Source organism: Pseudomonas sp. GM41(2012), from assembly GCF_000282315.2.
In the GTDB taxonomy this organism is placed as follows: Bacteria; Pseudomonadota; Gammaproteobacteria; order Pseudomonadales; family Pseudomonadaceae; genus Aquipseudomonas.
On sequence record NZ_AKJN02000007.1, the window covers coordinates 696,452 to 718,076 of the forward strand.

At 59.6% G+C, this 21,625-nt stretch carries 18 protein-coding genes; 12 read left to right on the forward strand and 6 right to left on the reverse strand.

The window, feature by feature from the left end; all coding sequences use genetic code 11:
• Positions 1-201 precede the first annotated feature (201 nt).
• From rarD to PMI27_RS11325, 5 genes are all read right to left on the reverse strand, one after another.
• A complete protein-coding gene (gene rarD / locus PMI27_RS11345) occupies positions 202-1,089 on the reverse strand; it encodes an EamA family transporter RarD (protein WP_008147142.1) in 888 nt (295 codons plus the stop codon).
• A gap of 182 nt (positions 1,090-1,271) precedes the next feature.
• Entirely contained in the window at positions 1,272-2,246 is a 975-nt protein-coding gene (locus PMI27_RS11340; RefSeq protein WP_008147144.1) for a serine/threonine protein kinase, read from the reverse strand.
• Between the two features lie 190 nt (positions 2,247-2,436).
• The gene (locus PMI27_RS11335) at positions 2,437-4,338 is read right to left on the reverse strand and encodes a PhoX family protein (RefSeq protein WP_008147146.1); all 1,902 of its coding nucleotides are present in this window, start codon (positions 4,336-4,338) and stop codon (positions 2,437-2,439) included.
• Positions 4,339-4,396: 58 nt separating this feature from the next.
• Positions 4,397-5,161 (reverse strand): TOBE domain-containing protein, encoded by a 765-nt coding sequence (locus PMI27_RS11330; RefSeq protein ID WP_008147147.1) that lies wholly within the window; start codon positions 5,159-5,161, stop codon positions 4,397-4,399.
• A 181-nt stretch (positions 5,162-5,342) separates the two neighbouring features.
• Entirely contained in the window at positions 5,343-6,083 is a 741-nt protein-coding gene (locus tag PMI27_RS11325; protein WP_008147150.1) for a ComF family protein, read from the reverse strand.
• A gap of 92 nt (positions 6,084-6,175) precedes the next feature.
• Here PMI27_RS11325 and bioB point away from each other — a divergent pair, with 92 nt between their 5' ends.
• The 10 genes from bioB to PMI27_RS11275 all read left to right on the forward strand — a co-directional run bounded on the left by bioB (position 6,176) and on the right by PMI27_RS11275 (position 18,592).
• Positions 6,176-7,231: a biotin synthase BioB gene (gene bioB, locus PMI27_RS11320; protein ID WP_008147151.1), complete on the forward strand. Its 1,056-nt coding sequence runs from the start codon at positions 6,176-6,178 to the stop codon at positions 7,229-7,231.
• 134 nt (positions 7,232-7,365) lie between these two features.
• Positions 7,366-8,544, forward strand: coding sequence for an 8-amino-7-oxononanoate synthase (gene bioF / locus PMI27_RS11315; RefSeq protein WP_008147154.1), 1,179 nt, complete (start codon positions 7,366-7,368; stop codon positions 8,542-8,544).
• On the forward strand, positions 8,537-9,268 hold the full coding sequence (locus tag PMI27_RS11310; RefSeq protein WP_008147155.1) for an alpha/beta fold hydrolase: 732 nt from the start codon (positions 8,537-8,539) through the stop codon (positions 9,266-9,268). The genes bioF and PMI27_RS11310 overlap by 8 nt, the downstream gene beginning before the upstream one ends.
• The gene (gene bioC / locus PMI27_RS11305; protein WP_008147157.1) at positions 9,261-10,073 is read left to right on the forward strand and encodes a malonyl-ACP O-methyltransferase BioC; all 813 of its coding nucleotides are present in this window, start codon (positions 9,261-9,263) and stop codon (positions 10,071-10,073) included. The genes PMI27_RS11310 and bioC overlap by 8 nt, the downstream gene beginning before the upstream one ends.
• On the forward strand, positions 10,070-10,750 hold the full coding sequence (gene bioD, locus PMI27_RS11300) for a dethiobiotin synthase (protein ID WP_008147160.1): 681 nt from the start codon (positions 10,070-10,072) through the stop codon (positions 10,748-10,750). The genes bioC and bioD overlap by 4 nt, the downstream gene beginning before the upstream one ends.
• A gap of 120 nt (positions 10,751-10,870) precedes the next feature.
• Entirely contained in the window at positions 10,871-11,167 is a 297-nt protein-coding gene (locus tag PMI27_RS11295) for a hypothetical protein (RefSeq protein ID WP_008147161.1), read from the forward strand.
• 277 nt (positions 11,168-11,444) lie between these two features.
• Positions 11,445-13,250: a phenylacyl-CoA dehydrogenase gene (locus tag PMI27_RS11290; RefSeq protein WP_008147162.1), complete on the forward strand. Its 1,806-nt coding sequence runs from the start codon at positions 11,445-11,447 to the stop codon at positions 13,248-13,250.
• A gap of 198 nt (positions 13,251-13,448) precedes the next feature.
• Complete coding sequence (locus PMI27_RS11285; RefSeq protein WP_008147164.1) at positions 13,449-14,738, forward strand: GGDEF domain-containing protein; 1,290 nt, start codon at positions 13,449-13,451, stop codon at positions 14,736-14,738.
• 90 nt (positions 14,739-14,828) lie between these two features.
• Positions 14,829-16,625: an acyl-CoA dehydrogenase C-terminal domain-containing protein gene (locus tag PMI27_RS11280; RefSeq protein WP_008147166.1), complete on the forward strand. Its 1,797-nt coding sequence runs from the start codon at positions 14,829-14,831 to the stop codon at positions 16,623-16,625.
• 188 nt (positions 16,626-16,813) lie between these two features.
• Complete coding sequence (locus PMI27_RS11275) at positions 16,814-18,592, forward strand: acyl-CoA dehydrogenase C-terminal domain-containing protein (RefSeq protein ID WP_008147168.1); 1,779 nt, start codon at positions 16,814-16,816, stop codon at positions 18,590-18,592.
• A gap of 227 nt (positions 18,593-18,819) precedes the next feature.
• Here PMI27_RS11275 and PMI27_RS11270 read toward each other — a convergent pair whose 3' ends face one another.
• Complete coding sequence (locus tag PMI27_RS11270; protein WP_008147170.1) at positions 18,820-19,749, reverse strand: LysR family transcriptional regulator; 930 nt, start codon at positions 19,747-19,749, stop codon at positions 18,820-18,822.
• 169 nt (positions 19,750-19,918) lie between these two features.
• Here PMI27_RS11270 and PMI27_RS11265 point away from each other — a divergent pair, with 169 nt between their 5' ends.
• The gene (locus tag PMI27_RS11265; RefSeq protein ID WP_008147172.1) at positions 19,919-21,202 is read left to right on the forward strand and encodes an aspartate aminotransferase family protein; all 1,284 of its coding nucleotides are present in this window, start codon (positions 19,919-19,921) and stop codon (positions 21,200-21,202) included.
• 209 nt (positions 21,203-21,411) lie between these two features.
• Positions 21,412-21,570 carry a YqaE/Pmp3 family membrane protein gene (locus PMI27_RS30595; RefSeq protein ID WP_007904205.1) on the forward strand — a complete coding sequence of 53 codons (159 nt, stop codon included), beginning with the start codon at positions 21,412-21,414 and terminating at the stop codon, positions 21,568-21,570.
• Positions 21,571-21,625 lie beyond the last annotated feature (55 nt).

Here is a 21,625-nt window from a genome sequence, read left to right on the forward strand (position 1 = left end):
TTATACGTGCACCTGCCTGTGGATAACCTGTAGAGACCGTCCTCTAGGCCACGTCGTCCGGGACTCTTCAAGAACTGATCAAAAAACCAGCAGTTTCAGGGACTTGCACACAAACGCCGGGGATCACGTTGTGGATAACCTTGGGAAGGATCGATGCAGGCCACGGTAGCCGTGGCTTGCAGAGGTTTGTGCGTTTTTTGATCAGCTGCGGCGGCGCAGACTTATCCACGCGTCGACGCTGTAAACCGCCAGGCCCGCCCAGATAAATATGAACGCTACCAGTGTGCTCGACGACAATTGTTCGCCAAACAACAGAACGGCTTGCAACAGCACCAGCGTTGGCGCCAGGTACTGGAGGAAGCCCAACGTCGTGTAGGGCAAATGCCTTGCAGCGGCGTTGAAACACACCAGTGGCACCAGCGTCACCGGACCGGCGGCCACCAACCACCAGGCTTCGGACGTGGTCCAGAATTCGGGCTGTGCGCTGGTGGCCGTCTGATTGAATAGCAGCCAGGCAATCGCAATCGGCACCAGCATCCAGGTTTCCACCACCAGACCCGGTAATGCCTTGACCGGTGCCTGCTTTCGGATCAATCCGTAGAAACCGAAGGTCAGCGCCAGCACCAACGACACCCATGGCAGGCTGCCGACTTGCCAGACCTGCTGCGCGACACCGACCGCCGCCAGGCTAACCGCCAGCCATTGCATGCGCCGCAGCCGTTCGCCAAGGATCAGCATGCCCAACAGCACGTTCACCAGTGGGTTGATGTAGTAACCGAGACTGGCTTCCAGCATGCGCCCGTTGTTCACCGACCAGACGTAGGTCAGCCAGTTGGCTGCGATCAGCGTGCCGCTCAGGGCGAGGATCGCCAAGCGTTTCGGGTTGTCACGCAACTCGCGCCACCAGCCCGGATGTTTCCACACCATCAGCAGCAAAGCGCCGAACAGCGCGGACCAGAGCACTCGGTGGATGATGATTTCCACGGCGGGCACGCTGGCGATGGCTTTGAAGTAGAGCGGGAAAAGTCCCCAGATGATGTAGGCACTCAGGCCCAGAATGTACCCGCGACGCGGGTTGGCGGCTTGCATGCAGAATCCTTGCTTAGGCAGCTAACAAAGAGGGGATTGTAAGGCGGTTGTATAGACGTGTCGTGTCGCTTTTTTTTTTGTAGGAGCATGGCTTGCCCGCGATTGGATTGATGCGGTCTGTCTGGCGGACCGCGTTATCGTTCATCGCGGGCAAGCCTTGCTCCTACAAGGGGGCGCGGTGTTTAGAAGAGTTTTAGGGGTTCTTCATTGAGCGCAGCCAACTGTTCGCGCAAGGCCAACACCTGGTCGCCCCAATACCGTTCACTGCCGAACCACGGGAAACTGTGCGGGAACGCCGGGTCGTCCCAGCGGCGGGCGAGCCAGGCGCTGTAGTGCATCAGGCGCAAGGCGCGTAGCGGTTCGATCAACGCCAGTTCCCGCGGATCGAAGTCGTGGAACTCACTGTAGCCGTCCATCAATTCCGACAACTGACCGAGACATTCCTGACGATCACCCGCCAGCATCATCCAGATGTCCTGCACCGCCGGGCCCATGCGGCAGTCGTCGAGGTCGACGATGTGGAACATCTCGTCGCGGCACATCATGTTGCCGGGGTGGCAGTCGCCGTGCATGCGGATGTTCTTGTGCGGCGTGGCCTTGTAAACCTCTTCCACCCGCTTGAGCAGGTCACGGGCCACGGACTCGTAGGCCGGCAGCAGGCTTTTGGGTACGAAATTGCCTTCGAGCAATGTCGTCAGCGAGTCATGACCGAAGTTTTTCACACCCAGTGCTTCGCGGTGTTCGAACGGTTTTGTAGTGCCGACGGCGTGCAGGCGACCGAGCAGTTGCCCCAGGCGATACAGCTGATCGAGATTGCCCGGCTCCGGCGCACGGCCACCACGGCGGGGGAACAGGGTGAAGCGGAAACCGTTGTGTTCGTGCAGGCTGGCACCGTTGTGAATCATCGGCGCGACCACCGGAACGTCGCACTCGGCGAGTTCGAAGGTGAATTGGTGCTCTTCGAGAATCGCTTCATTGGTCCAGCGCTGCGGACGGTAGAACTTGGCGATCAGCGGCTCGGAGTCTTCGATACCGACCTGATAGACACGGTTCTCGTAGCTGTTGAGCGCCAGAATGCGCGCGTCGCTGAGAAAGCCGATGCTTTCGACGGCATCGAGCACGAGGTCTGGGGTGAGGGTTGCAAACGGGTGGGCCATGCTGACTCCTGCGCGCAGCAGGCTGCCGCGTCCGGCCAAGCATGGTAGCGCAGACGGCGGAAGATAGGTGGTGACTGTGCTGACGCTATCGCGAGCAGGCTCGCTCCCACATGGGGTCTACGGTGTGTACAGGGTTTGTGACACACAGGAGATCACCTGTGGGAGCGAGCCTGCTCGCGATGGGGCCGAGTCAGGCGCCGACGATGCCACCGTCCTCACGGGAAATCGCCATCACCGAAGACCGCGGCTTGCCATTCGGCAGATGCTCAGGGAACGTCGACCCGCCGTTTTCCCCCGGATGCTGAATCCCGACAAACAAGGTCTTCTGATCCGGCGAGAAGCTGATCCCCGTCACCTCGCAGCCCACCGGCCCGACCATGAAGCGGCGGATCTCCCCGGTGACCGGATCAGCGCAGAGCATCTGATTGTTGCCCATGCCCGCGAAGTCGCCTGCGTTGCTCGAATCGCCATCCGTCAGAATCCACAACCGCCCAGCCTTGTCGAAACCCAAGCCGTCCGGGCTGTTGAACATGTTCTGCGGTGTGATGTTCGATGAACCGCCCTTCGGCGTGCCAGTGTGGACGCCCGGGTTGCCGGCGACCACAAACAGATCCCAGGCAAAGTTTTTCGAACCGTGATCGTCACGGTCGGTGCGCCAACGCAAAATCTGCCCGTAGACGTTCTTCTCGCGCGGGTTCGGCCCGCCCACTGGTTGCCCGTCCTCGCCACGCTTGGCGTTGTTGGTCAGCGTGCAATAGACCTGGCCATCCTTGGGGCTGACGACGATCCATTCCGGGCGGTCCATGCGCGTAGCTTTCACCACGCTGGCCGCGAGGCGGGCGTGAATCAACACTTCGGCCTGATCGGCGAAACCGCTGCTGGCGTCGATGCCGTTTTTGCCGTGGGTCAGTTCGATCCACTCGCCCTGGCCTTTCGGGTGATCGGCATTGCCGTCGCCCGCGTCGAAGCGCGCCACGTACAAGGTGCCGTGGTCCAGCAGGTCGCGGTTGGCCTTGGGGTTTTTATGGTTGATCTTGTCGCGGCTGACAAATTTGTAGATGAACTCGCCGCGCTCATCGTCGCCCATGTACACCACGGCGTGACCGTCACTGGTTTCGGCCAGGGCGGCGTTTTCATGTTTGAAGCGGCCCAGCGCGGTGCGTTTGACGGGCGTCGATTGCGGATCGAACGGGTCGATCTCCACGACCCAGCCGTGACGGTTGAGCTCGTTCGGATTCTTCGCCAGGTCGAAACGCTCGTCGTGTGGGTGCCAGTTGATCTCTTTACTGGTCGCCACTGCGCCGTAGCGTTTTTGCGCGGCGTCGAACTTGTGTTCGGCATTGCTGCTGCCGAAGCAGTCAGTGAAGTTCTCTTCGCAGGTCAGATACGTGCCCCACGGTGTCTTGCCGTTGGCGCAGTTCTGGAAGGTACCAAGGACGTTCTTGCCGTGTGGGTCTGCACTGGTTTTCAGCAGTTCGTGGCCGGCGGCCGGACCGCTCAGGCTGATCGGCGCGTTGCCGTGAATGCGCCGGTTGTAGCGCGAGCCCTGGACGAAATGCCATTGGCCGTTCTTGCGCTGCACTTCGATCACCGACACGCCTTCACAGGCCAGTGCCTTGCGCACGTCAGCAGCCGATTGCGGCATGCCGCCGTGGGCGTAGAGGTAGCGATAGTTGGTGTATTCGTTGTTGATCGCCATCAGCGCCCGGTTGTTGTCGCCGGGAAATTCGAACAGGCTCATGCCGTCGTTGTTGTCGCCGAACTGGACTTCCTGATGTTCGGCCGTGCCGTTGCCGCTCGGGTCGAATGCCGGGCCGTTCTTCTGCAGGGGCTGGCCCCAACTGATCAATACCGAAGATTTGTAGCCTGGCGGCAGGGTGATGGCGTCGCTGGTGGCGGCGGGGATACTGTCAAAACCCAACAGTTTGCTGGAGCCGGCGCTGACGCTGGCGGCCAGCACGCTGCGGCTCAGCAGATTGCCGCCCAGGAACATGGCTGCACCGCAAAGGGCACCGGCGCTGATGAAACCTCGACGGCTGAGGCCGACCATGTTCTCGAGGTCGGTGGATTGGTTGTCTTCTAATAGGCTCACATCAGGCTCCCTGCGGGTTTTTGCAGTCACCTTAATGAGCGTTAATGACACTTGTGTTTCAAAGCGGTGTACCGAGCAAAACGTTGGATGGCGCGAACTGTACCTGCACCGGTTTATCGGCGGCCAGACCGAGGGTTCTCAAGTGCAGCGGTTCGGCCAGCGCGCAGAGTGTCTGGCCATTGGGCAGGCCGATGCGCACTTCGCTGGGGCCGTCCTCGGCGTCGAGAATTTCCTCGATGATGCCCTTCAGGCAATTATTGCCGGGTGTTGCCACTTGATCGATGCCCAGCAACTCCAGCCAACCGGCCTTGATCAGCGCAACCACTACGGTGCCGGTTTCCAGTTCCAGACGCGTGGTGCTGTCGTGGGTGATCTGCGCATCGATGCTCAAACCTTCGGCCAGTTCAAGGCGAATCCGGTCGTTGTGCCCTTGGTTATCAATCGCTACGACCTTGCCGTGCAGTTGATTGCGCGCGCTGGTTCTGAGCATCAGTCGGCCGAGCAGGTCGAGATCGCTGGTATCTTCGGCAGCTTCCAGCACCTGAGCCTGCAAGGCTTGCAGCTTTTGATACAGGCGCAACACGCGCTCGCCTTCGCTGGAGAGTTTGGCGCCACCGCCGCCCTTGCCGCCGACACTGCGCTCCACCAACGGTTTTTGCGCGAGGTTGTTCAACTCATCGATGGCGTCCCAAGCCGCTTTGTAACTCAGCCCCGCGCTTTTCGCGGCGCGGGTGATCGAGCCCTGTTCGGCAATGTGTTGCAGCAACGCGATGCGCTGCGGACGACGGACGATGTGCTGCGACAACAACGTAGGCAAGGACATGGCAAGACGCTTTGGGTTGTGGCGATGGGAAGGACGTTGGCGGCTTGGGGCGCGGGAGTCAAGTCAGGTCATATCCTTGTGGGAGTGAGCCTGCTCGCGATGGGGTTATCAACTTCACCATAGATGCGACGGATAGACCGTCATCGCGAGCAGGCTCGCTCCCACCCTGAATGCCACTAAATCAGGGCGCATCGCCGGGTTTGGGTGTGCGGGCCAGGCAATAGACGTCGACCCGAGCGGCGCCGGCGTCCATCAGCAGGCGAGCCAGGGCTTGGGCCGTGGCGCCGGTGGTCAACACATCGTCCACCAATGCTAAATGACGACCCTTGATGCACGCATCGGGCGTCAGGGCGAAGGCGTTGCGCAGGTTCTTTTTGCGGGCCTCGGCATTCAGGTCCTGTTGGGCGCTGGTGTCCTGAATCCTCAGCAACAGCGTTTCATCGCACGGGATGTCGAGGCTGCTGCTGAGCCAACGGGCGAGCATCGCGGCCTGGTTGAAACCCCGTTGGCGCAGTCGTTTGGAGGCCAGCGGAACCGGGATGAGCGCATCGGGTCGATTCAGGTCTTCATCAAAGCGATGTTGCAGGAACTGAGTGAGAAGTTCGGCGAGCAGACGACCAAACGGCCACTTCGCAGAGTGTTTGAAGCGCGTGATCAACGTGTCCACCGGAAAGCTGTAAGTCCAGGGCGTAGCGACCCGCTCAAAGGCTGGCGGTTGTTTCAGGCATTGACCGCAGGTCAGGCCAGCGGCGGGCAACGGCAGCGCGCAGGTTTGGCATTGATCGCCCAGCCATGGCAGCTCCGTTTCACAGGCCATGCAGATGGGTGTGCATTCATCGGCGGGTTCTGAACAGAGCAAACAGGATTGATCGTTTTTTAACCAGATGTAAACCGGTCCTTCGTGTCGTGGTTGACAGCGCATGAGTCTTCCTTAAATATGCCGAACATCCGTGTCGCGTCTGTGGGTATTCCATTCCCCAGCCGCTTGCCAAGCATAAAACAAAGGAAACGCCCATGAGCGCCAGCACCACTGCAACCCTGCGTCATGACTGGTCTTTGGCCGAAGTCAAAGCACTCTTCGTTCAGCCATTCAACGACCTGTTGTTCCAGGCGCAGACGGTGCACCGTGCGCATTTCGACGCCAATCGGGTCCAGGTGTCGACGCTGCTGTCGATCAAAACCGGCGCCTGCCCGGAAGATTGCAAATATTGTCCGCAGTCCGGTCACTACAACACCGGCCTGGAAAAAGAAAAGCTGATGGAAGTGCAGAAGGTCCTCGAAGAGGCCGCTCGCGCCAAGGCCATCGGTTCGACCCGTTTCTGCATGGGCGCGGCGTGGAAACATCCGTCGGCCAAAGACATGCCTTACGTGCTGGAAATGGTCAAAGGCGTGAAAGCCATGGGCCTGGAAACCTGCATGACTCTCGGTCGCCTTGATCAGGACCAGACCGTCGCTCTGGCTGACGCCGGCCTCGACTACTACAACCACAACCTCGACACCTCGCCTGAGTTCTACGGCAGCATCATCACCACCCGCACTTACAGCGAGCGCCTGCAAACCCTGGCCTACGTGCGTGAGTCCGGGATGAAGATCTGCTCCGGCGGCATTCTCGGCATGGGCGAGTCGCTTGATGATCGCGCCAATCTGCTGATCCAGCTGGCCAACCTGCCAGAGCATCCAGAGTCGGTGCCGATCAACATGTTGGTGAAAGTCGCCGGTACGCCGCTGGAAAATGCTGACGATATCGACCCGTTCGACTTCATCCGCATGCTGGCTGTCGCACGTATCCTGATGCCGCAATCCCACGTGCGCCTGTCCGCCGGCCGCGAAGCGATGAACGAGCAGATGCAGGCCCTGGCGTTCTTCGCCGGTGCCAACTCGATTTTCTACGGCGAAAAACTGCTGACCACCGCCAACCCGCAGGCCGACAAGGACATGCAACTGTTTTCGCGCCTGGGCATCTTGCCGGAAGCGCGTGAAGAGCACGCTGACGAAGTCCATCAGGCCGCGATCGAACAAGCGCTGGTTGAGCAGAAGAGCAGCGAGCAGTTCTATAACGCTGCCGTCTGACCATCCTGCTCTGTAGGAGCAAGGCTTGCCCGCGATTGATACGCCTCGGTCTGTCTGAATAACTGCGGCGATCCTATCGCGAGCAAGCTTTGCTCCTACAGGGGCTGTACCTCTTTTCTCATCGCGAGGTCTGCATGTCTTTCGATCTCAGCGCGCGCCTTGCTGCCCGTCGTGCCGAAAATCTCTACCGCCAACGCCCATTGCTCGAAAGCCCTCAAGGCCCGGAAGTGGTGGTCGATGGTCAGCCGTTGCTGGCGTTCTGTAACAACGACTACCTGGGCCTGGCCAATCACCCGCAAGTGATCGAAGCCTGGCGCGCCGGTGCGACCCGTTGGGGCGTCGGCGGCGGGGCGTCGCATTTGGTCATCGGCCACAGCAGTCCGCATCACGCGCTGGAAGAGGCCTTGGCCGATTTCACCGGTCGCCCGCGCGCGCTGTTGTTCACCACCGGGTACATGGCCAACCTCGGCGCGGTCACCGCGCTGGTCGGGCAGGGCGATACGGTGCTGGAAGACCGGCTCAATCACGCGTCCCTGCTGGATGCGGGTCTGTTGTCCGGCGCGCGCTTCAATCGCTATCTGCACAACGACGCGGCGAGTCTGGCCAAGCGTCTCGAGAAGGCGACCGGCAATACCCTGGTGGTCACCGACGGCGTGTTCAGCATGGACGGCGACATTGCCGACCTGCCGGCGTTGGCGCGGGAAGCCAAGGCCAAAGGAGCCTGGTTGATGGTTGATGACGCTCACGGCTTTGGTCCGCTGGGTGCCAATGGCGGCGGGATCGTCGAGCATTTCGGTCTGAGTCAGGAAGACGTGCCGGTGCTTGTCGGCACCCTCGGCAAGGCTTTCGGGACCGCCGGGGCTTTTGTGGCTGGCAGCGAAGAGCTGATCGAGAGCCTGATCCAGTTCGCCCGTCCCTACATTTACACCACCAGCCAGCCGCCGGCACTGGCCTGCGCGACGCTGAAAAGCCTTGAGTTGCTGCGCACTGAGCACTGGCGACGTGAACATCTGAAAACGTTGATCCGCCAGTTCCGCCACGGTGCCGAGCAGATCGGCCTGGAGTTGATGGACAGCTTCACGCCGATCCAGCCGATCATGATCGGCGATGCCGGGCGTGCGGTTCGACTGTCGCAGATGCTGCGTGAACGCGGTCTGATGGTCACTGCGATCCGTCCACCGACCGTGCCCGCCGGCAGCGCTCGACTGCGAGTGACCCTGACCGCCGCCCACAGCGAGGCGCAGGTACAGCTATTGTTAAATGGACTGGCCGATTGTTTTCAACAACTGGGACCGGAGCCAAGCCATGCGTGATCGTCTGATTCTGCTGCCCGGCTGGGGTCTCGGCATTTCTCCCCTGGAGCCCTTGGCGGCAGCGTTGCAAGGACTGGATGAACGCTTGCGGGTCGAGATCGAACCGTTGCCGGAACTGGAATCGAGCGATCTTGAGGAGTGGCTCGATGAGCTGGATTCGACGGTGCCTCAGGACGCCTGGCTCGGCGGCTGGTCGCTGGGCGGCATGCTCGCTTCAGAGTTGGCGGCCCGGCGCGGCGATCGCTGCTGCGGCTTGCTGACCCTGGCGAGCAATCCTTCTTTTGTCGCCCATGAGCAATGGCCGAGTGCGATGCCTGCCGAAACCTTCGATGCGTTTCTGGCCGGTTGCAAGGCTGATCCGCGCATGACGTTGAAACGTTTCTCGCTGCTCTGCGCTCAGGGGGCCGAAGACCCGCGCGGCTTGTCTCGGCTGTTGCTCGGCGGCGCGCCACACACTTCGGCAGAGGTGCTGATGAGCGGCCTGGAGCTGCTCGCACAACTGGATACCCGCCAGGCTTTGCAGGCGTTCCGTGGCCCGCAACTGCACTTGTTCGCCGGCCTCGACGGACTGGTTCCAGCCGAAGCGGCGGGCGACCTGCTGACATTGCTGCCGGATGTTGAAATCGGTCTGATCGAGCAGGCCAGTCACGCGTTTCTTCTGGAAGACCCTCACGGAGTGGCGGGGGCGATTCAGGCCTTTTTGCATGAGTCCGGTGATGACTGATTTATCCCTTCCCAACCTGTCCGGCGGTTTGCCCGACAAACGCCAGGTGGCGGCCTCTTTTTCCCGTGCGGCGGCAAGCTACGACAGCGTGGCCGAATTTCAGCGCGATGTTGGCAGTGAATTGTCGAGTCGTTTGCCTGAGGGCTTTGTGCCGGGTGTCTGGCTGGATCTGGGCTGCGGCACCGGGCATTTCAGCCGTGCATTGGGCGAGCGATTTCCTGCAAGTCACGGCCTGGCATTGGACATCGCCGAAGGCATGCTCAATCACGCCCGGCCGTTGGGTGGTGCAACGCATTTCATCGCAGGCGATGCCGAGCGGTTACCGTTGCAGGATTCGACCTGCGATCTGATCTTCTCCAGCCTGGCGGTGCAGTGGTGTGCGGACTTCGCTTCGGTGCTCAGTGAAGCCAATCGGGTGCTGAAACCAGGCGGAATTTTCGCGTTTGCTAGTCTATGCGCAGGCACACTGTTCGAGCTGCGTGACAGCTGGCGACAGGTGGATGGCATGGTGCACGTCAACCGCTTCCGCGAGTTCGGGGTTTATCAACAGCTTTGCGCGGACAGTGGGTTGAGCGTCGCGAGTCTGGAAACCCGACCGCACGTGTTGCATTACCCGGATGTGCGCAGCCTGACCCATGAACTGAAGGCGCTGGGTGCCCACAACCTGAACCCCGGTCGGCCGGGTGGTTTGACCGGCAGGGCGCGGATCCTCGGTTTGATCGAGGCTTATGAGCGGTTTCGTCAGGCCAAAGGATTGCCGGCGACTTATCAAGTGGTCTACGCCGTGTTGGAGAAACCCTTATGAGCGCAGCCTATTTCATCACCGGTACTGACACTGATGTCGGCAAGACCACCATTGCCGCAGGTTTGCTGCATGCCGCGCGGTCGGCCGGTTTGAGCACGGCGGCGGGCAAGCCGGTCGCCTCCGGTTGCGATGTGACGCCCAAGGGCTTGCGCAACGCTGATGCATTGGCGCTGTTGGCGCAGTGCTCGTTGCCTTTGACTTATGCGCAGGTCAATCCAGTGGCATTCGAACCTGCGATCGCACCGCATCTGGCAGCGCGGGAGGCCGGTGTGGCATTGACTGTGCAATCACTGTTGACGCCCATGCAGGAAATTCTCGATATGCAAGCGGACTTCACCTTGATCGAAGGTGCTGGAGGCTGGCGGGTGCCTTTGGCCGATCAGGATAATCTGTCGGACTTGGCGATGGCGCTGGGCCTGCCGGTGATCCTGGTGGTGGGCGTGCGCCTGGGTTGCATCAACCATGCGCTGCTGACAGCCGAGGCGATTGCTCAGGACGGTTTGCAGTTGGCGGGGTGGGTGGCCAATATCATCGATCCGAAGACTTCGCGTCTGGAAGAAAACCTTGCGACGCTCGCTGAGCGGATCCCGGCACCGTGCCTGGGGCGTGTGCCGAAACTCAAGTTGGTGACCGCTGAAGCAGTGGCGGAGCATCTGCAACTGGATTTACTGGACTGAGTTTTCTGGCAGGGGTTTTAACTATGACAAGGCACTGTGCCATTAGTGTTTTTGTCGAGCCTTTTGTCAGTGGGTCTGGTTCAATGGCCGCTGTTGATCCTTTGTAGGACGAGTTCTCCCATGGAAATCTCAGGAAACACCGCTTTTTATGCCGGTCTGAGCACTATTCAGACAGGGCAGAACCGTGTCGATCAGGCCTCTGGCCAGATCGCCAACACGACGATCGAGCGTTCGGTGACCAGCCAGTCTTCCGAGGCTCAGGTTGATCGTCTGCGCTCGGTGGATCGCAGTCAGCAGTCGGACCTGGCCAGTAACATGGTCGAGATGTCCCAAGGCAAATTGCAGGTAGAACTGGGTGTCAAAGTCGCCAAGGCATCCGATGAAATGCTCGGTACGCTGATTGATACCTACGCTTGAATCCTCGCTGAACCCGCACCCTCAACGCCGCGAATATTCGCGGCGTTTTTCTGCGTAAATCCTTCTCCCTCAACTAATCTTTCCTCCACTGCGTATTGCTCAGGCGACGGTGTTGTGTGGCTGTGGGTCTGGTATTTGCCCCGGGTGATGACGAACGGCAAAAGATCGGCGCTTGACAAGATTTAGGCGTAAACGTATGTTTCAAACAACTGTTTGACCGTCACAACAAATCAACGCGGTCGTTCATTCCCGGTTACATCAGCAGAGGTTTATCGCTATGCCTGACTACAAGGCCCCCTTGCGTGATATTCGCTTCGTTCGTGACGAACTGCTCGGCTACGAAGCGCACTATCAGAGCCTTCCGGCTTGCCAGGACGCTACTCCAGACATGGTTGACGCCATTCTCGAAGAAGGCGCCAAGTTTTGTGAGCAGGTGCTGGCTCCGCTGAACCGCGTGGGTGACACCGAAGGCTGCACCTGGAGCGAGTCCGGCGTTAAAACGCCGACCGGTTTCAAAGAAGCCTACAAACAATTCGTCGAAGGCGGCTGGCCAAGCCTGGCCCACGACGTAGAGCACGGCGGCCAAGGCCTGCCGGAGTCTCTGGGTCTGGCCGTCAGCGAAATGGTTGGCGAAGCCAACTGGTCGTGGGGCATGTACCCGGGCCTGTCTCATGGTGCGATGAACACCATTTCCGAGCACGGCACGCCTGAGCAACAAGAGGCTTACCTGACCAAGCTGGTTTCCGGTGAGTGGACCGGCACCATGTGCCTGACCGAACCGCATTGCGGCACCGACCTGGGCATGCTGCGCACCAAGGCCGAACCTCAGGCCGACGGTTCCTACAAAGTCTCTGGCACCAAGATCTTCATCTCGGCCGGTGAACACGACATGGCCGACAACATCGTCCACATCGTGCTGGCACGTCTGCCGGATGCACCGGCTGGCACCAAAGGTATTTCGCTGTTCATCGTTCCCAAGTTCATGCCGAACGAAGACGGTTCGGTCGGCGCACGCAACGCAGTGACCTGTGGTTCCCTGGAACACAAGATGGGCATCCACGGCAACGCCACCTGCGTGATGAACTTCGACGCGGCCACCGGTTATCTGATCGGCCCGGCGAACAAAGGCCTGAACTGCATGTTCACCTTCATGAACACCGCACGTCTGGGCACCGCGCTGCAAGGTCTGGCTCACGCCGAGATCGGCTTCCAGGGCGGTCTGAAATACGCTCGTGATCGTCTGCAAATGCGCTCCCTGACTGGCCCGAAAGCGCCGGAAAAAGCCGCTGACCCGATCATCGTTCACCCTGACGTACGTCGCATGCTGTTGACCATGAAGGCGTTCGCCGAAGGCAACCGCGCGATGGTTTACTTCACTGCCAAGCAAGTCGACATCGTCAAATACGGCGTGGACGAAGAAGAGAAGAAGAAGGCCGACGCACTGCTGGCGTTCATGACGCCAATTGCCAAAGCCTTCATGACTGAAGTCGGCTTCGAATCCGCCAACCACGGCGTGCAAATCTACGGCGGCCACGGCTTCATCGCCGAGTGGGGCATGGAGCAGAACGTTCGCGACAGCCGTATTTCGATGCTGTACGAAGGCACCACCGGTATCCAGGCACTCGACTTGCTGGGCCGTAAAGTGCTGATGACTCAAGGCGAAGCCCTGAAAAGCTTCACCAAGATCGTCCACAAGTTCTGCCAGACCAACGAAGGCAACGAAGCGGTCAAAGAGTTCGTCGAGCCATTGGCTGCGCTGAACAAAGAGTGGGGCGAGCTGACCATGAAGGTCGGTATGGCGGCCATGAAGGATCGCGAAGAAGTCGGCGCGGCGTCGGTGGATTACCTGATGTACTCCGGTTACGCCTGCCTGGCTTACTTCTGGGCGGACATGGCGCGTCTGGCTGCCGAAAAACTGGCTTCCGGCACCACCGAAACGGCGTTCTACACCGCCAAGCTGCAGACTGCGCGCTTCTACTTCCAGCGCATCCTGCCGCGTACCCGCACTCACGTTGTCACCATGCTGTCGGGCGCCAACAACCTGATGGACATGAAGGAAGAAGACTTCGCGCTGGGTTACTAAGCCCCACGCTGTCGCTTCATAAAGCCGCTGCTTCCTCGGGAGCAGCGGCTTTTTTGTGCGCGATATCTACGCGTAAATATTCCTGACTAAAACGCTAAGAAGAATGCCTTTGCTGCCGTTAAAGAGGGTGGCGATGTGACATGTCGCCCGAAGAGAAGGCACAATGCCATCTTTGTTTGCCGGGTCGGAGCTTTACCCTTGCCGCGTTCTTCCGCTGTACGTTTCAGCCATTTCCTGCCGTCATTACTGCTTTTGCTCGCGGGGCTGGCGGCTGCGTACGTGAAGGATCTGAACGTCTTTTTCACCTCGCTGTTCAACGTACTGCCAACCCTGGTGTTGTTGCTCGGCGGTGCTTACTGCGCGGTTTACCGACGTCAGCGTGAGCTGTTTCTGATGGTCACGGTGTACATCGCCTACTTCCTGCTCGACACCCAGACCGACTATTACCGCGACAACGGCAAGGTTCGTGAAGACGCCGCTGTGGTCTTCCATCTGTGCTGCCTGTTGCTGCCGCTGCTATTTGGTGTGTTCGCCGCCTGGCAAGAGCGCACCCACCTGTTCCAGGACATGGTGGCGCGCTTCGCCGTGTTGCTGGCGTTCGGTAGCGTGGCGTTGGGGCTGGAACAAAGTTACCCACAGGCGCTGTTGATGTGGCTGTCGGAGATCCGTTGGCCAGCGTTGCATGGCGCCTGGATGAGTCTGATCCAGTTGTCTTATCCCGTGTTCATCGCCTCGTTTGTATTGCTGGCCTGGCAATACTGGCGCAACCCGAGACCCTTGCATGCTGCCCAATTGGTGGGCCTGCTCGGGTTGTTCTGGATGTTGCCGAAAACCTTCATCCTGCCGTTTACCCTGAACATCATGTGCAGTCAGGTGATGTTGATGATTGCCGCAGCGGTCGCCCACGAGGCCTACCAAATGGCCTTCCGGGACGAACTTACAGGCCTGCCGGGCCGTCGCGCCTTGAATGAGCGGATGCAGCGGTTGGGGCGCAATTATGTGCTGGCGATGAGTGACGTCGATCACTTCAAGAAATTCAATGACACCCACGGTCACGATGTCGGCGATCAGGTACTGCGACTTGTCGCCAGCAAGCTGTCGAAAATCGGTGGCGGCGGTAGGGCATATCGTTACGGCGGTGAGGAATTCGCCCTGGTGTTCGCAGGCAAGACCCTCGAAGAGTGTATGCCGCACCTGGAAGTCATCCGCGAGTCCATCGCCACCTACAACATTCAACTGCGTAATCAGGACAGCCGTCCTCAGGACGACCAGCAAGGTCGTCAACGTCGCGCAGGCTCGGGCGCCTCAAGTGTGTCGGTCACCGTCAGCATCGGCGTGGCCGAACGACTGGAGCAGCGCACCCCCGAGAAAGTGCTCAAGTCCGCGGACGAGGCGCTCTACAGTGCCAAGGGGGCGGGGCGAAACTGTGTAGTGGCGTTCGGTCAGAGCCGTCGTGGCGCGGTGCGCATGGACGCCGCTAATGATTGAGTGATGATGGCGCATTCAGCGTCTGGACTGTGATTGTGAGGCCGGGTGCGCGGCAGTAGGTTTGGGGAATCTGCTGCCGGAGAAATGACCATGCCTGAGTACAAAGCTCCCCTGCGCGACATGCGCTTTCTGATCGACCACGTCTTCGATTTTCACAGCAACTACGCCGCGCTGGGTGCCACCGATGCCAGCCCGGACATGGTCAATGCGATCCTCGAAGAAGGTGCGAAATTCTGTGAGAACGTTCTTGCACCGCTGAACCGCAGCGGCGACGAAGAAGGCTGCCATTTCGACAATGGCGTGGTGACTACGCCTACAGGCTTCAAGCAGGCCTTCGCACAATACGTTGAAGGTGGCTGGCACGGTCTGGCGGCTGATCCGGTTTACGGTGGCCAGGGTTTGCCGAGTTCGCTGGGGCTGGTCATTAGCGAAATGGTTGGCTCCAGCAACACCTCCTGGGGCATGTACCCCGGCCTGACTCACGGCGCAATGTCGGCAATCCACGCCCATGGCACTGAAGAACAGAAACAGACTTACCTGAGCAAGCTCACCGCCGGCCAATGGACCGGCACCATGTGCCTGACCGAAGCCCATTGCGGCACCGACCTGGGCATCATCAAAACCCGCGCCGTGCCTGCCGCCGACGGCAGCTATGCGATTTCCGGCAGCAAGATCTTCATCTCCGCCGGCGAGCACGACATGAGTGAAAACATCATTCACCTGGTGTTGGCGAAGCTGCCGGACGCTCCGGCTGGGACCAAGGGCATTTCCCTGTTCATCGTTCCTAAATTCCTACCCAACGACGAAGGTGAGGCGGGAGAGCGCAACGGCGTTTCCTGCGGATCGATCGAACACAAAATGGGCATCAAGGCCTCGGCTACCTGCGTGCTGAACTTCGATGACGCCAAGGGCTTCTTGATCGGTGAGCCGAACAAGGGCCTGAACTGCATGTTCACCATGATGAACCATGCTCGACTGGGCACCGGTATGCAGGGTTTATGTCTCGGGGAGGCGAGCTTTCAAGGCGCGATCAAGTACGCCAATGATCGTCTGCAGATGCGCGCGCTGACCGGTCCGAAAGCGCCGGAAAAAGCCGCCGATCCGATCATCGTTCATCCTGATGTGCGCAGGATGTTACTGACCATGAAGGCCTTCAACGAAGGCAATCGGGCGCTGACTTATTTCACCGCGCAGTTGCTGGACGTGGCGCATCTGAGCCCGGATCAAACGGCGCGTCAGGAGGCTGAAGACCTGCTGGCGTTCCTCACGCCGATCTGCAAAGCCTTCATGACCGATACCGGGCTGGAAGTGACCAACCACGGCATGCAGGTGTTCGGCGGTCACGGTTTCATCCGCGAGTGGGGCATGGAGCAGTTGGTACGCGACTGCCGGATTGCACCGATCTACGAAGGCACCAACGGCATTCAGGCGCTGGACTTGCTTGGCAGAAAAGTCCTCGGCAGCCAAGGGAAATTGCTGCGCGGGTTCACCAGAATCGTCCACAAGTTCTGTGCGGCAAACGCCGGACACCCGCAACTCGCCAGCTACGTGGCGCAGCTCAACGACCTGAATCAGCAGTGGGGAGAGGTGACCACCAAAGTCGGCATGGCGGCGATGAAAAATCCGGATGAAGTCGGCGCGGCGTCGGTGGATTACCTGATGTACAGCGGTTACATCATCCTCGGCTATCTGTGGCTGCGCATGGCGCTGGTCGCTCAGGCACAGCTCGATTCGGGCAGTGGCGATGCCGATTACTGCCAGGCAAAACTGGCGACCAGCGATTTTTACTTCAAGCGTTTGCTGCCACGCACGGCGGCTCATCGGGCGGCCATCGAGGCGGGCAGCGATTGTCTGATGAACCTGCCTGCGGAGTTATTCGCACTATAGTGTTTCAAACCGACGTAAAAGAGCCCGCCTAGTTGCGGGCTTCTTTAATGGTTCGCTTTTCAGTGACTAAAAATAACAAATCGGTCATGAGCTGACCCTATGTGTCGTAAAAGTTGTTGGGTTACACTCGAACCCAACGAAAAGCACCACTCCTACGAATCACCTGTTTAGATCTTGCGAGGTTTGCCATGGCTGACTACAAAGCGCCCCTGCGCGATATGCGCTTCGTCCTCAATGAAGTTTTCGAGGTCGCCAAACTCTGGGCCGAGCTGCCTGCGCTGGCCGAGACTGTCGATGCTGAAACGGTCGAAGCCATTCTTGAAGAGGCCGGCAAGGTCACCAGCAAAAGCATCGCGCCCCTGAGCCGTGCGGCTGACGAAGAAGGTTGCCATTGGGCGGACGGTGCCGTCACCACGCCGGCAGGTTTCACACAGGCTTATCAGACTTACGCTGAAGGCGGTTGGGTCGGTGTCGGCGGCGATTCGACCTACGGCGGCATGGGCATGCCCAAGGCTGTTTCGGCGCAAGTCGAAGAAATGGTCAACTCCGCCAGCCTGTCGTTCGGCCTGTACCCGATGCTGACCGCGGGCGCCTGCCTGTCGATCAACGCCCACGCCAGCGAAGCGCTGAAAACCGCGTACCTGCCGAACATGTACGCCGGCGTCTGGGCTGGCTCCATGTGCCTGACCGAGCCACACGCCGGCACGGACCTGGGGATCATTCGCACCAAAGCCGATCCTCAGGCCGACGGGTCCTACAAAGTCAGCGGTACCAAGATCTTCATCACCGGTGGTGAGCATGACTTGACCGAGAACATCATTCATTTGGTGCTGGCCAAGCTACCGGACGCACCGGCGGGGCCGAAGGGTATTTCGCTGTTCCTGGTGCCGAAGTTCATGGTCAATGCCGATGGCTCCCTGGGCGCGCGCAACCCGGCGACTTGCGGTTCAATCGAACACAAGATGGGCATCCAGGCCTCCGCGACCTGCGTGATGAACTTCGACGAGGCCGTGGGTTATCTGGTCGGCGAGCCAAACAAAGGTCTGGCTGCGATGTTCACCATGATGAACTACGAACGTCTGGGCGTCGGTATCCAGGGCCTGGCCAGCGGCGAGCGCTCTTACCAGAACGCCGTCGAATACGCCCGCGACCGCCTGCAAAGCCGTTCGCCGACCGGGGCGCAGAACAAGGACAAGGTCGCTGACCCGATCATCGTCCACCCGGACGTGCGTCGCATGTTGCTGACCATGAAAGCCTCGAACGAAGGCGGTCGTGCCTTCTCGACTTACGTGGCCATGCAACTGGACACCGCCAAGTTCAGCGAAGACGCCACCACCCGCAAGCGCGCGGAAGATTTGGTGGCCTTGCTGACCCCGGTGGCCAAGGCGTTCCTGACCGACCTGGGTCTGGAAACCACCATTCACGGCCAGCAGGTTTTCGGCGGCCACGGTTACATCCGTGAGTGGGGCCAGGAGCAACTGGTGCGCGACGTGCGCATCACCCAGATCTACGAAGGCACCAACGGCATTCAGGCGCTGGACCTGGTAGGTCGCAAGATCGTCGGCACCGGCGGGGCGTTCTACAACCTGTTTGCCGATGAGATCCGTCATTTCACCGCGACCGCCAGCGCTGATCTGGTGGAGTTCACCAAACCGCTGAACGATGCGGTGACTACCCTCGACGAACTGACCGCCTGGTTGCTGGATCGGGCGAAAAACAACCCGAACGAAATCGGTGCTGCCTCGGTCGAGTATCTGCAAGCATTCGGTTACACGGCGTATGCCTACATGTGGGCACTGATGGCCAAGGCCGCTTTTGGCAAAGAAGCGCAGGACGATTTCTACGCGAGCAAGTTGGGCACGGCGCGGTTCTATTTCGCACGCCTGCTGCCGCGCATTCACTCGTTGAGCGCGTCGGTGAAGGCCGGCAGCGAGTCGTTGTTCCTGCTGGACGCAGGACAGTTCTGACAATGTAACGTCATGTAAGCATTCTCTTACATGACGTGCTGCTCTTCTCCCATAGATGAAGATTGGATCCACAGCTAATCTACTTCACATGGACGTCGCGCAGGAAGCGCAAAGCAACAACACGGACACGTAGGATTCTGCCAGGACGGCGGAGTGAAATGGATGTCAGGGAAACAGTCTGCAAAGCCCCGCTTCGGCGGGGTTTTCTTTTGCCTGCAGAAAAGTGCTTAGCTCATCTCATCCAGTGTTGCCGGGCTGATCAAACGCCCCTCCGCGCCATTCATCACTTCTTCCAGCAACGTACGCAACAAGGTCAGCGAGGCCTGTTGTCGTTGCACGTCCCGACACACCAATCCGACTTTCAGCGGCACCCTCGGCTCGCTCAGTGGTTTCCACAACAGTTCCTTGTTGCCGTGTGCCTGTTGTGAGCGTCCGGGCAGCACCGTCGCCAGTCGCGTATGCGGCAAACTGTCGAGAATCCCCGCCATGTTGTTCAGTTCTGCCTGTACCTGCGGGCGTCGTCCCAGATTGGCCAGTTGCGCTTGCCAGATCTGCCGCACTTGAAACTCTTCACCCAGCAGCAACATCGGCAATTCGGCAGCCTGACTCATCGAGACTTTCTTGAATTCGCGCAACGGGTGATCCGCCGGGATGACCAGGGTCAGCTCGTCTTCGTACAGCATCACACCGTGCAACCCCGGCTGACGAGGTGGCAGATAGCTGATGCCGATGTCCAGCGAGCCATTGAGCAAGCGCCGCTCGATTTCCAGCCCCGTCAGTTCATAGATTTGCACCACCAAATGCGGCTGCGCCTTGCGCACGCGTTCGAGCATCTGCGGCACCAGGCTGCTATGAACGGTCTGCAATACACCGATGGCCAGTGTGCGCAGTGCCTGGCCCTTGAAGTTGCCCAAGGCTTCCCGTGCCCGTTGCAATCCATCCAGCAAGGGCAGGGCATGGTTGTACAACGTATGAGCAGCCAGGGTCGGCAACAGGCGTTTGCTGCTGCGTTCGAACAGGCTCACATCGAGGTTTTGCTCGAGGTGGCGGATCTGCTGGGACAACGCCGGTTGGGAGATTGAAAGCCGCTCGGCAGCCCGGCCCACATGCCCTTCTTCGTAGACCGCGACGAAATAACGCAGTTGCTTGAAATCCATAAGGTGTGCTTATCGAAAATGCTGGGAAATCGAAATGGCTCAAGGCCTCGCGTGAGCCTAGTCTAACCGCATTCACAAGGCTTATAGGGCCACAGAGCGCGATGAATACCGTTTGCTTCAATGGTGTTTACATAGGTAAGGCAAAAAACCTCGCACGAGGTTTGATCAGATGAACTTGTTCAGCTTGCGGCGCAATCCTCCGAGTCTTGATGACTTGGCCGTGGACGCCTTCTTGCCGTCCCAAGGCGACAATCTTTCCAGCGAGTGCCTGATGCCCAGTGTTGAGCGACCGAAACAGATATTCGTGCGCGGCCAGGGCTCATGGTTGTGGGACAGCGATGACCGCGCGTATCTGGATTTCTCACAGGGTGGCGGGGCCAATAGCCTCGGACACAGTCCTTCGATTCTGGTCAACGCCATCGCTGCGCAGGCTCAGTCGCTGATCAACCCCGGCTTCGGCCTGCATAACCGCGGCATGCTCAATCTTGCTGAGCGACTGTGCTCCAGCACCGGCAGTGATCAGGCCTACCTGCTCAACAGTGGCAGCGAAGCCTGTGAAGCAGCGATCAAACTGGCGCGTAAATGGGGCCAACGACATCGCGGTGGGGCTTCGCGGATCATCGTTGCCAATAACGGCTGTCATGGTCGTAGTCTGGGGACGATGTCGGCGTCGGACAGTTCGAATCTGACTAACCGATTCGAGCCGCTGCTTCCGGGCTTCAGTCACGTGCCGTTCAATGATCTTGCGGCCTTGCATGCGGCCGTCGACGCCCAGACCGTGGCGATCATGCTCGAACCGATCCAGAGCGAAGCCGGGGTGATACCGGCCACCGAGCATTACCTCAAAGGCGTCGAGCGCCTGTGCCGTGAGCTTGGGATTCTGCTGATCTTCGACGAAGTGCAAACCGGCATCGGTCGTTGCGGCACTTTACTCGCCGAACAATCCTACGGCGTGCGGGCAGATATCGTCGTTCTCGGCAAAGGGCTGGGCGGTGGCGTGCCATTGGCAGCGTTGTTGGCGCGGGGCAAAGCCTGCTGTTTCGACGTCGGCGAAGTGACAGGCACTCATCATGGCAATGCACTGATGACGGCTGCCGGTCTTGCCGTCCTCGACAGCGTTCAGGACAAGGGGTTTCTCGATCATGTCGGGGAAATCGGTCAGCACCTGAGCGAAGGTCTGCAGCGTTTATCCCATCGCTATGGTCACGGCGAGTTGCGCGGACAAGGACTGTTCTGGGGTCTTACCTTGTCCGACGAATCGGCTGACGCCGTCGTCAAAGCGGCGTTGTATGAAGGCCTGCTGCTCAATGCTCCGCAGCCCGATTGCCTGCGCTTTACCCCGGCCCTGACCGTCAGCAAAACCAACGTCGACGAAATGCTCCTGCGCCTGGCCCGCGCCTTCTCCCGTGTGCGCACTGCGCAACTGCAGTGCCGCAAAGGGATTGCCGTCTGATCAGACTCGCCCTACACGAATTCCCGAACCGTCTCGCGGTATAACGCATCGCCCCATGCCTGATTCTTTTGGTGTGGGGCGTTTTTTTGTCTCTGGATTTCGCCGGAAAGGTTTCACGTCTCGGACGTGATGGCACTGAACCCTGACGAACGGTAAAGGTCGATTAGCTGTTGGCTCACACGAGCCAACTTCAATCAGGAGCTAACCCCATGGACTTTATTCGCATCATCATCGCCATTCTGTTGCCGCCACTGGGTGTGTTTCTGCAAGTCGGTTTCGCCGGGGCGTTCTGGCTGAATATTCTGCTGACGCTGTGCGGTTACATTCCAGGGATCGTGCATGCGGTGTACATCATTGCCAAGCGCTGAGTTTAGCGGCACCCGTTAGATCGCTTTCGCGAGCAGGCTCGCTCCCACAGGGATT

Bases quoted from the DNA above. Each gene is read 5' to 3' on its own strand.
- rarD (WP_008147142.1), bottom strand. From the start codon at position 1,089: ATGCAAGCCGCCAACCCGCGTCGCGGGTACATTCTGGGCCTGAGTGCC.
- PMI27_RS11340 (WP_008147144.1), bottom strand. From the start codon at position 2,246: ATGGCCCACCCGTTTGCAACCCTCACCCCAGACCTCGTGCTCGATGCC.
- PMI27_RS11330 (WP_008147147.1), bottom strand. From the start codon at position 5,161: ATGTCCTTGCCTACGTTGTTGTCGCAGCACATCGTCCGTCGTCCGCAG.
- PMI27_RS11325 (WP_008147150.1), bottom strand. From the start codon at position 6,083: ATGCGCTGTCAACCACGACACGAAGGACCGGTTTACATCTGGTTAAAA.
- bioB (WP_008147151.1), top strand. From the start codon at position 6,176: ATGAGCGCCAGCACCACTGCAACCCTGCGTCATGACTGGTCTTTGGCC.
- bioF (WP_008147154.1), top strand. From the start codon at position 7,366: ATGTCTTTCGATCTCAGCGCGCGCCTTGCTGCCCGTCGTGCCGAAAAT.
- PMI27_RS11310 (WP_008147155.1), top strand. From the start codon at position 8,537: ATGCGTGATCGTCTGATTCTGCTGCCCGGCTGGGGTCTCGGCATTTCT.
- bioC (WP_008147157.1), top strand. From the start codon at position 9,261: ATGACTGATTTATCCCTTCCCAACCTGTCCGGCGGTTTGCCCGACAAA.
- bioD (WP_008147160.1), top strand. From the start codon at position 10,070: ATGAGCGCAGCCTATTTCATCACCGGTACTGACACTGATGTCGGCAAG.
- PMI27_RS11295 (WP_008147161.1), top strand. From the start codon at position 10,871: ATGGAAATCTCAGGAAACACCGCTTTTTATGCCGGTCTGAGCACTATT.
- PMI27_RS11290 (WP_008147162.1), top strand. From the start codon at position 11,445: ATGCCTGACTACAAGGCCCCCTTGCGTGATATTCGCTTCGTTCGTGAC.
- PMI27_RS11280 (WP_008147166.1), top strand. From the start codon at position 14,829: ATGCCTGAGTACAAAGCTCCCCTGCGCGACATGCGCTTTCTGATCGAC.
- PMI27_RS11275 (WP_008147168.1), top strand. From the start codon at position 16,814: ATGGCTGACTACAAAGCGCCCCTGCGCGATATGCGCTTCGTCCTCAAT.
- PMI27_RS11270 (WP_008147170.1), bottom strand. From the start codon at position 19,749: ATGGATTTCAAGCAACTGCGTTATTTCGTCGCGGTCTACGAAGAAGGG.
- PMI27_RS11265 (WP_008147172.1), top strand. From the start codon at position 19,919: ATGAACTTGTTCAGCTTGCGGCGCAATCCTCCGAGTCTTGATGACTTG.
- PMI27_RS30595 (WP_007904205.1), top strand. From the start codon at position 21,412: ATGGACTTTATTCGCATCATCATCGCCATTCTGTTGCCGCCACTGGGT.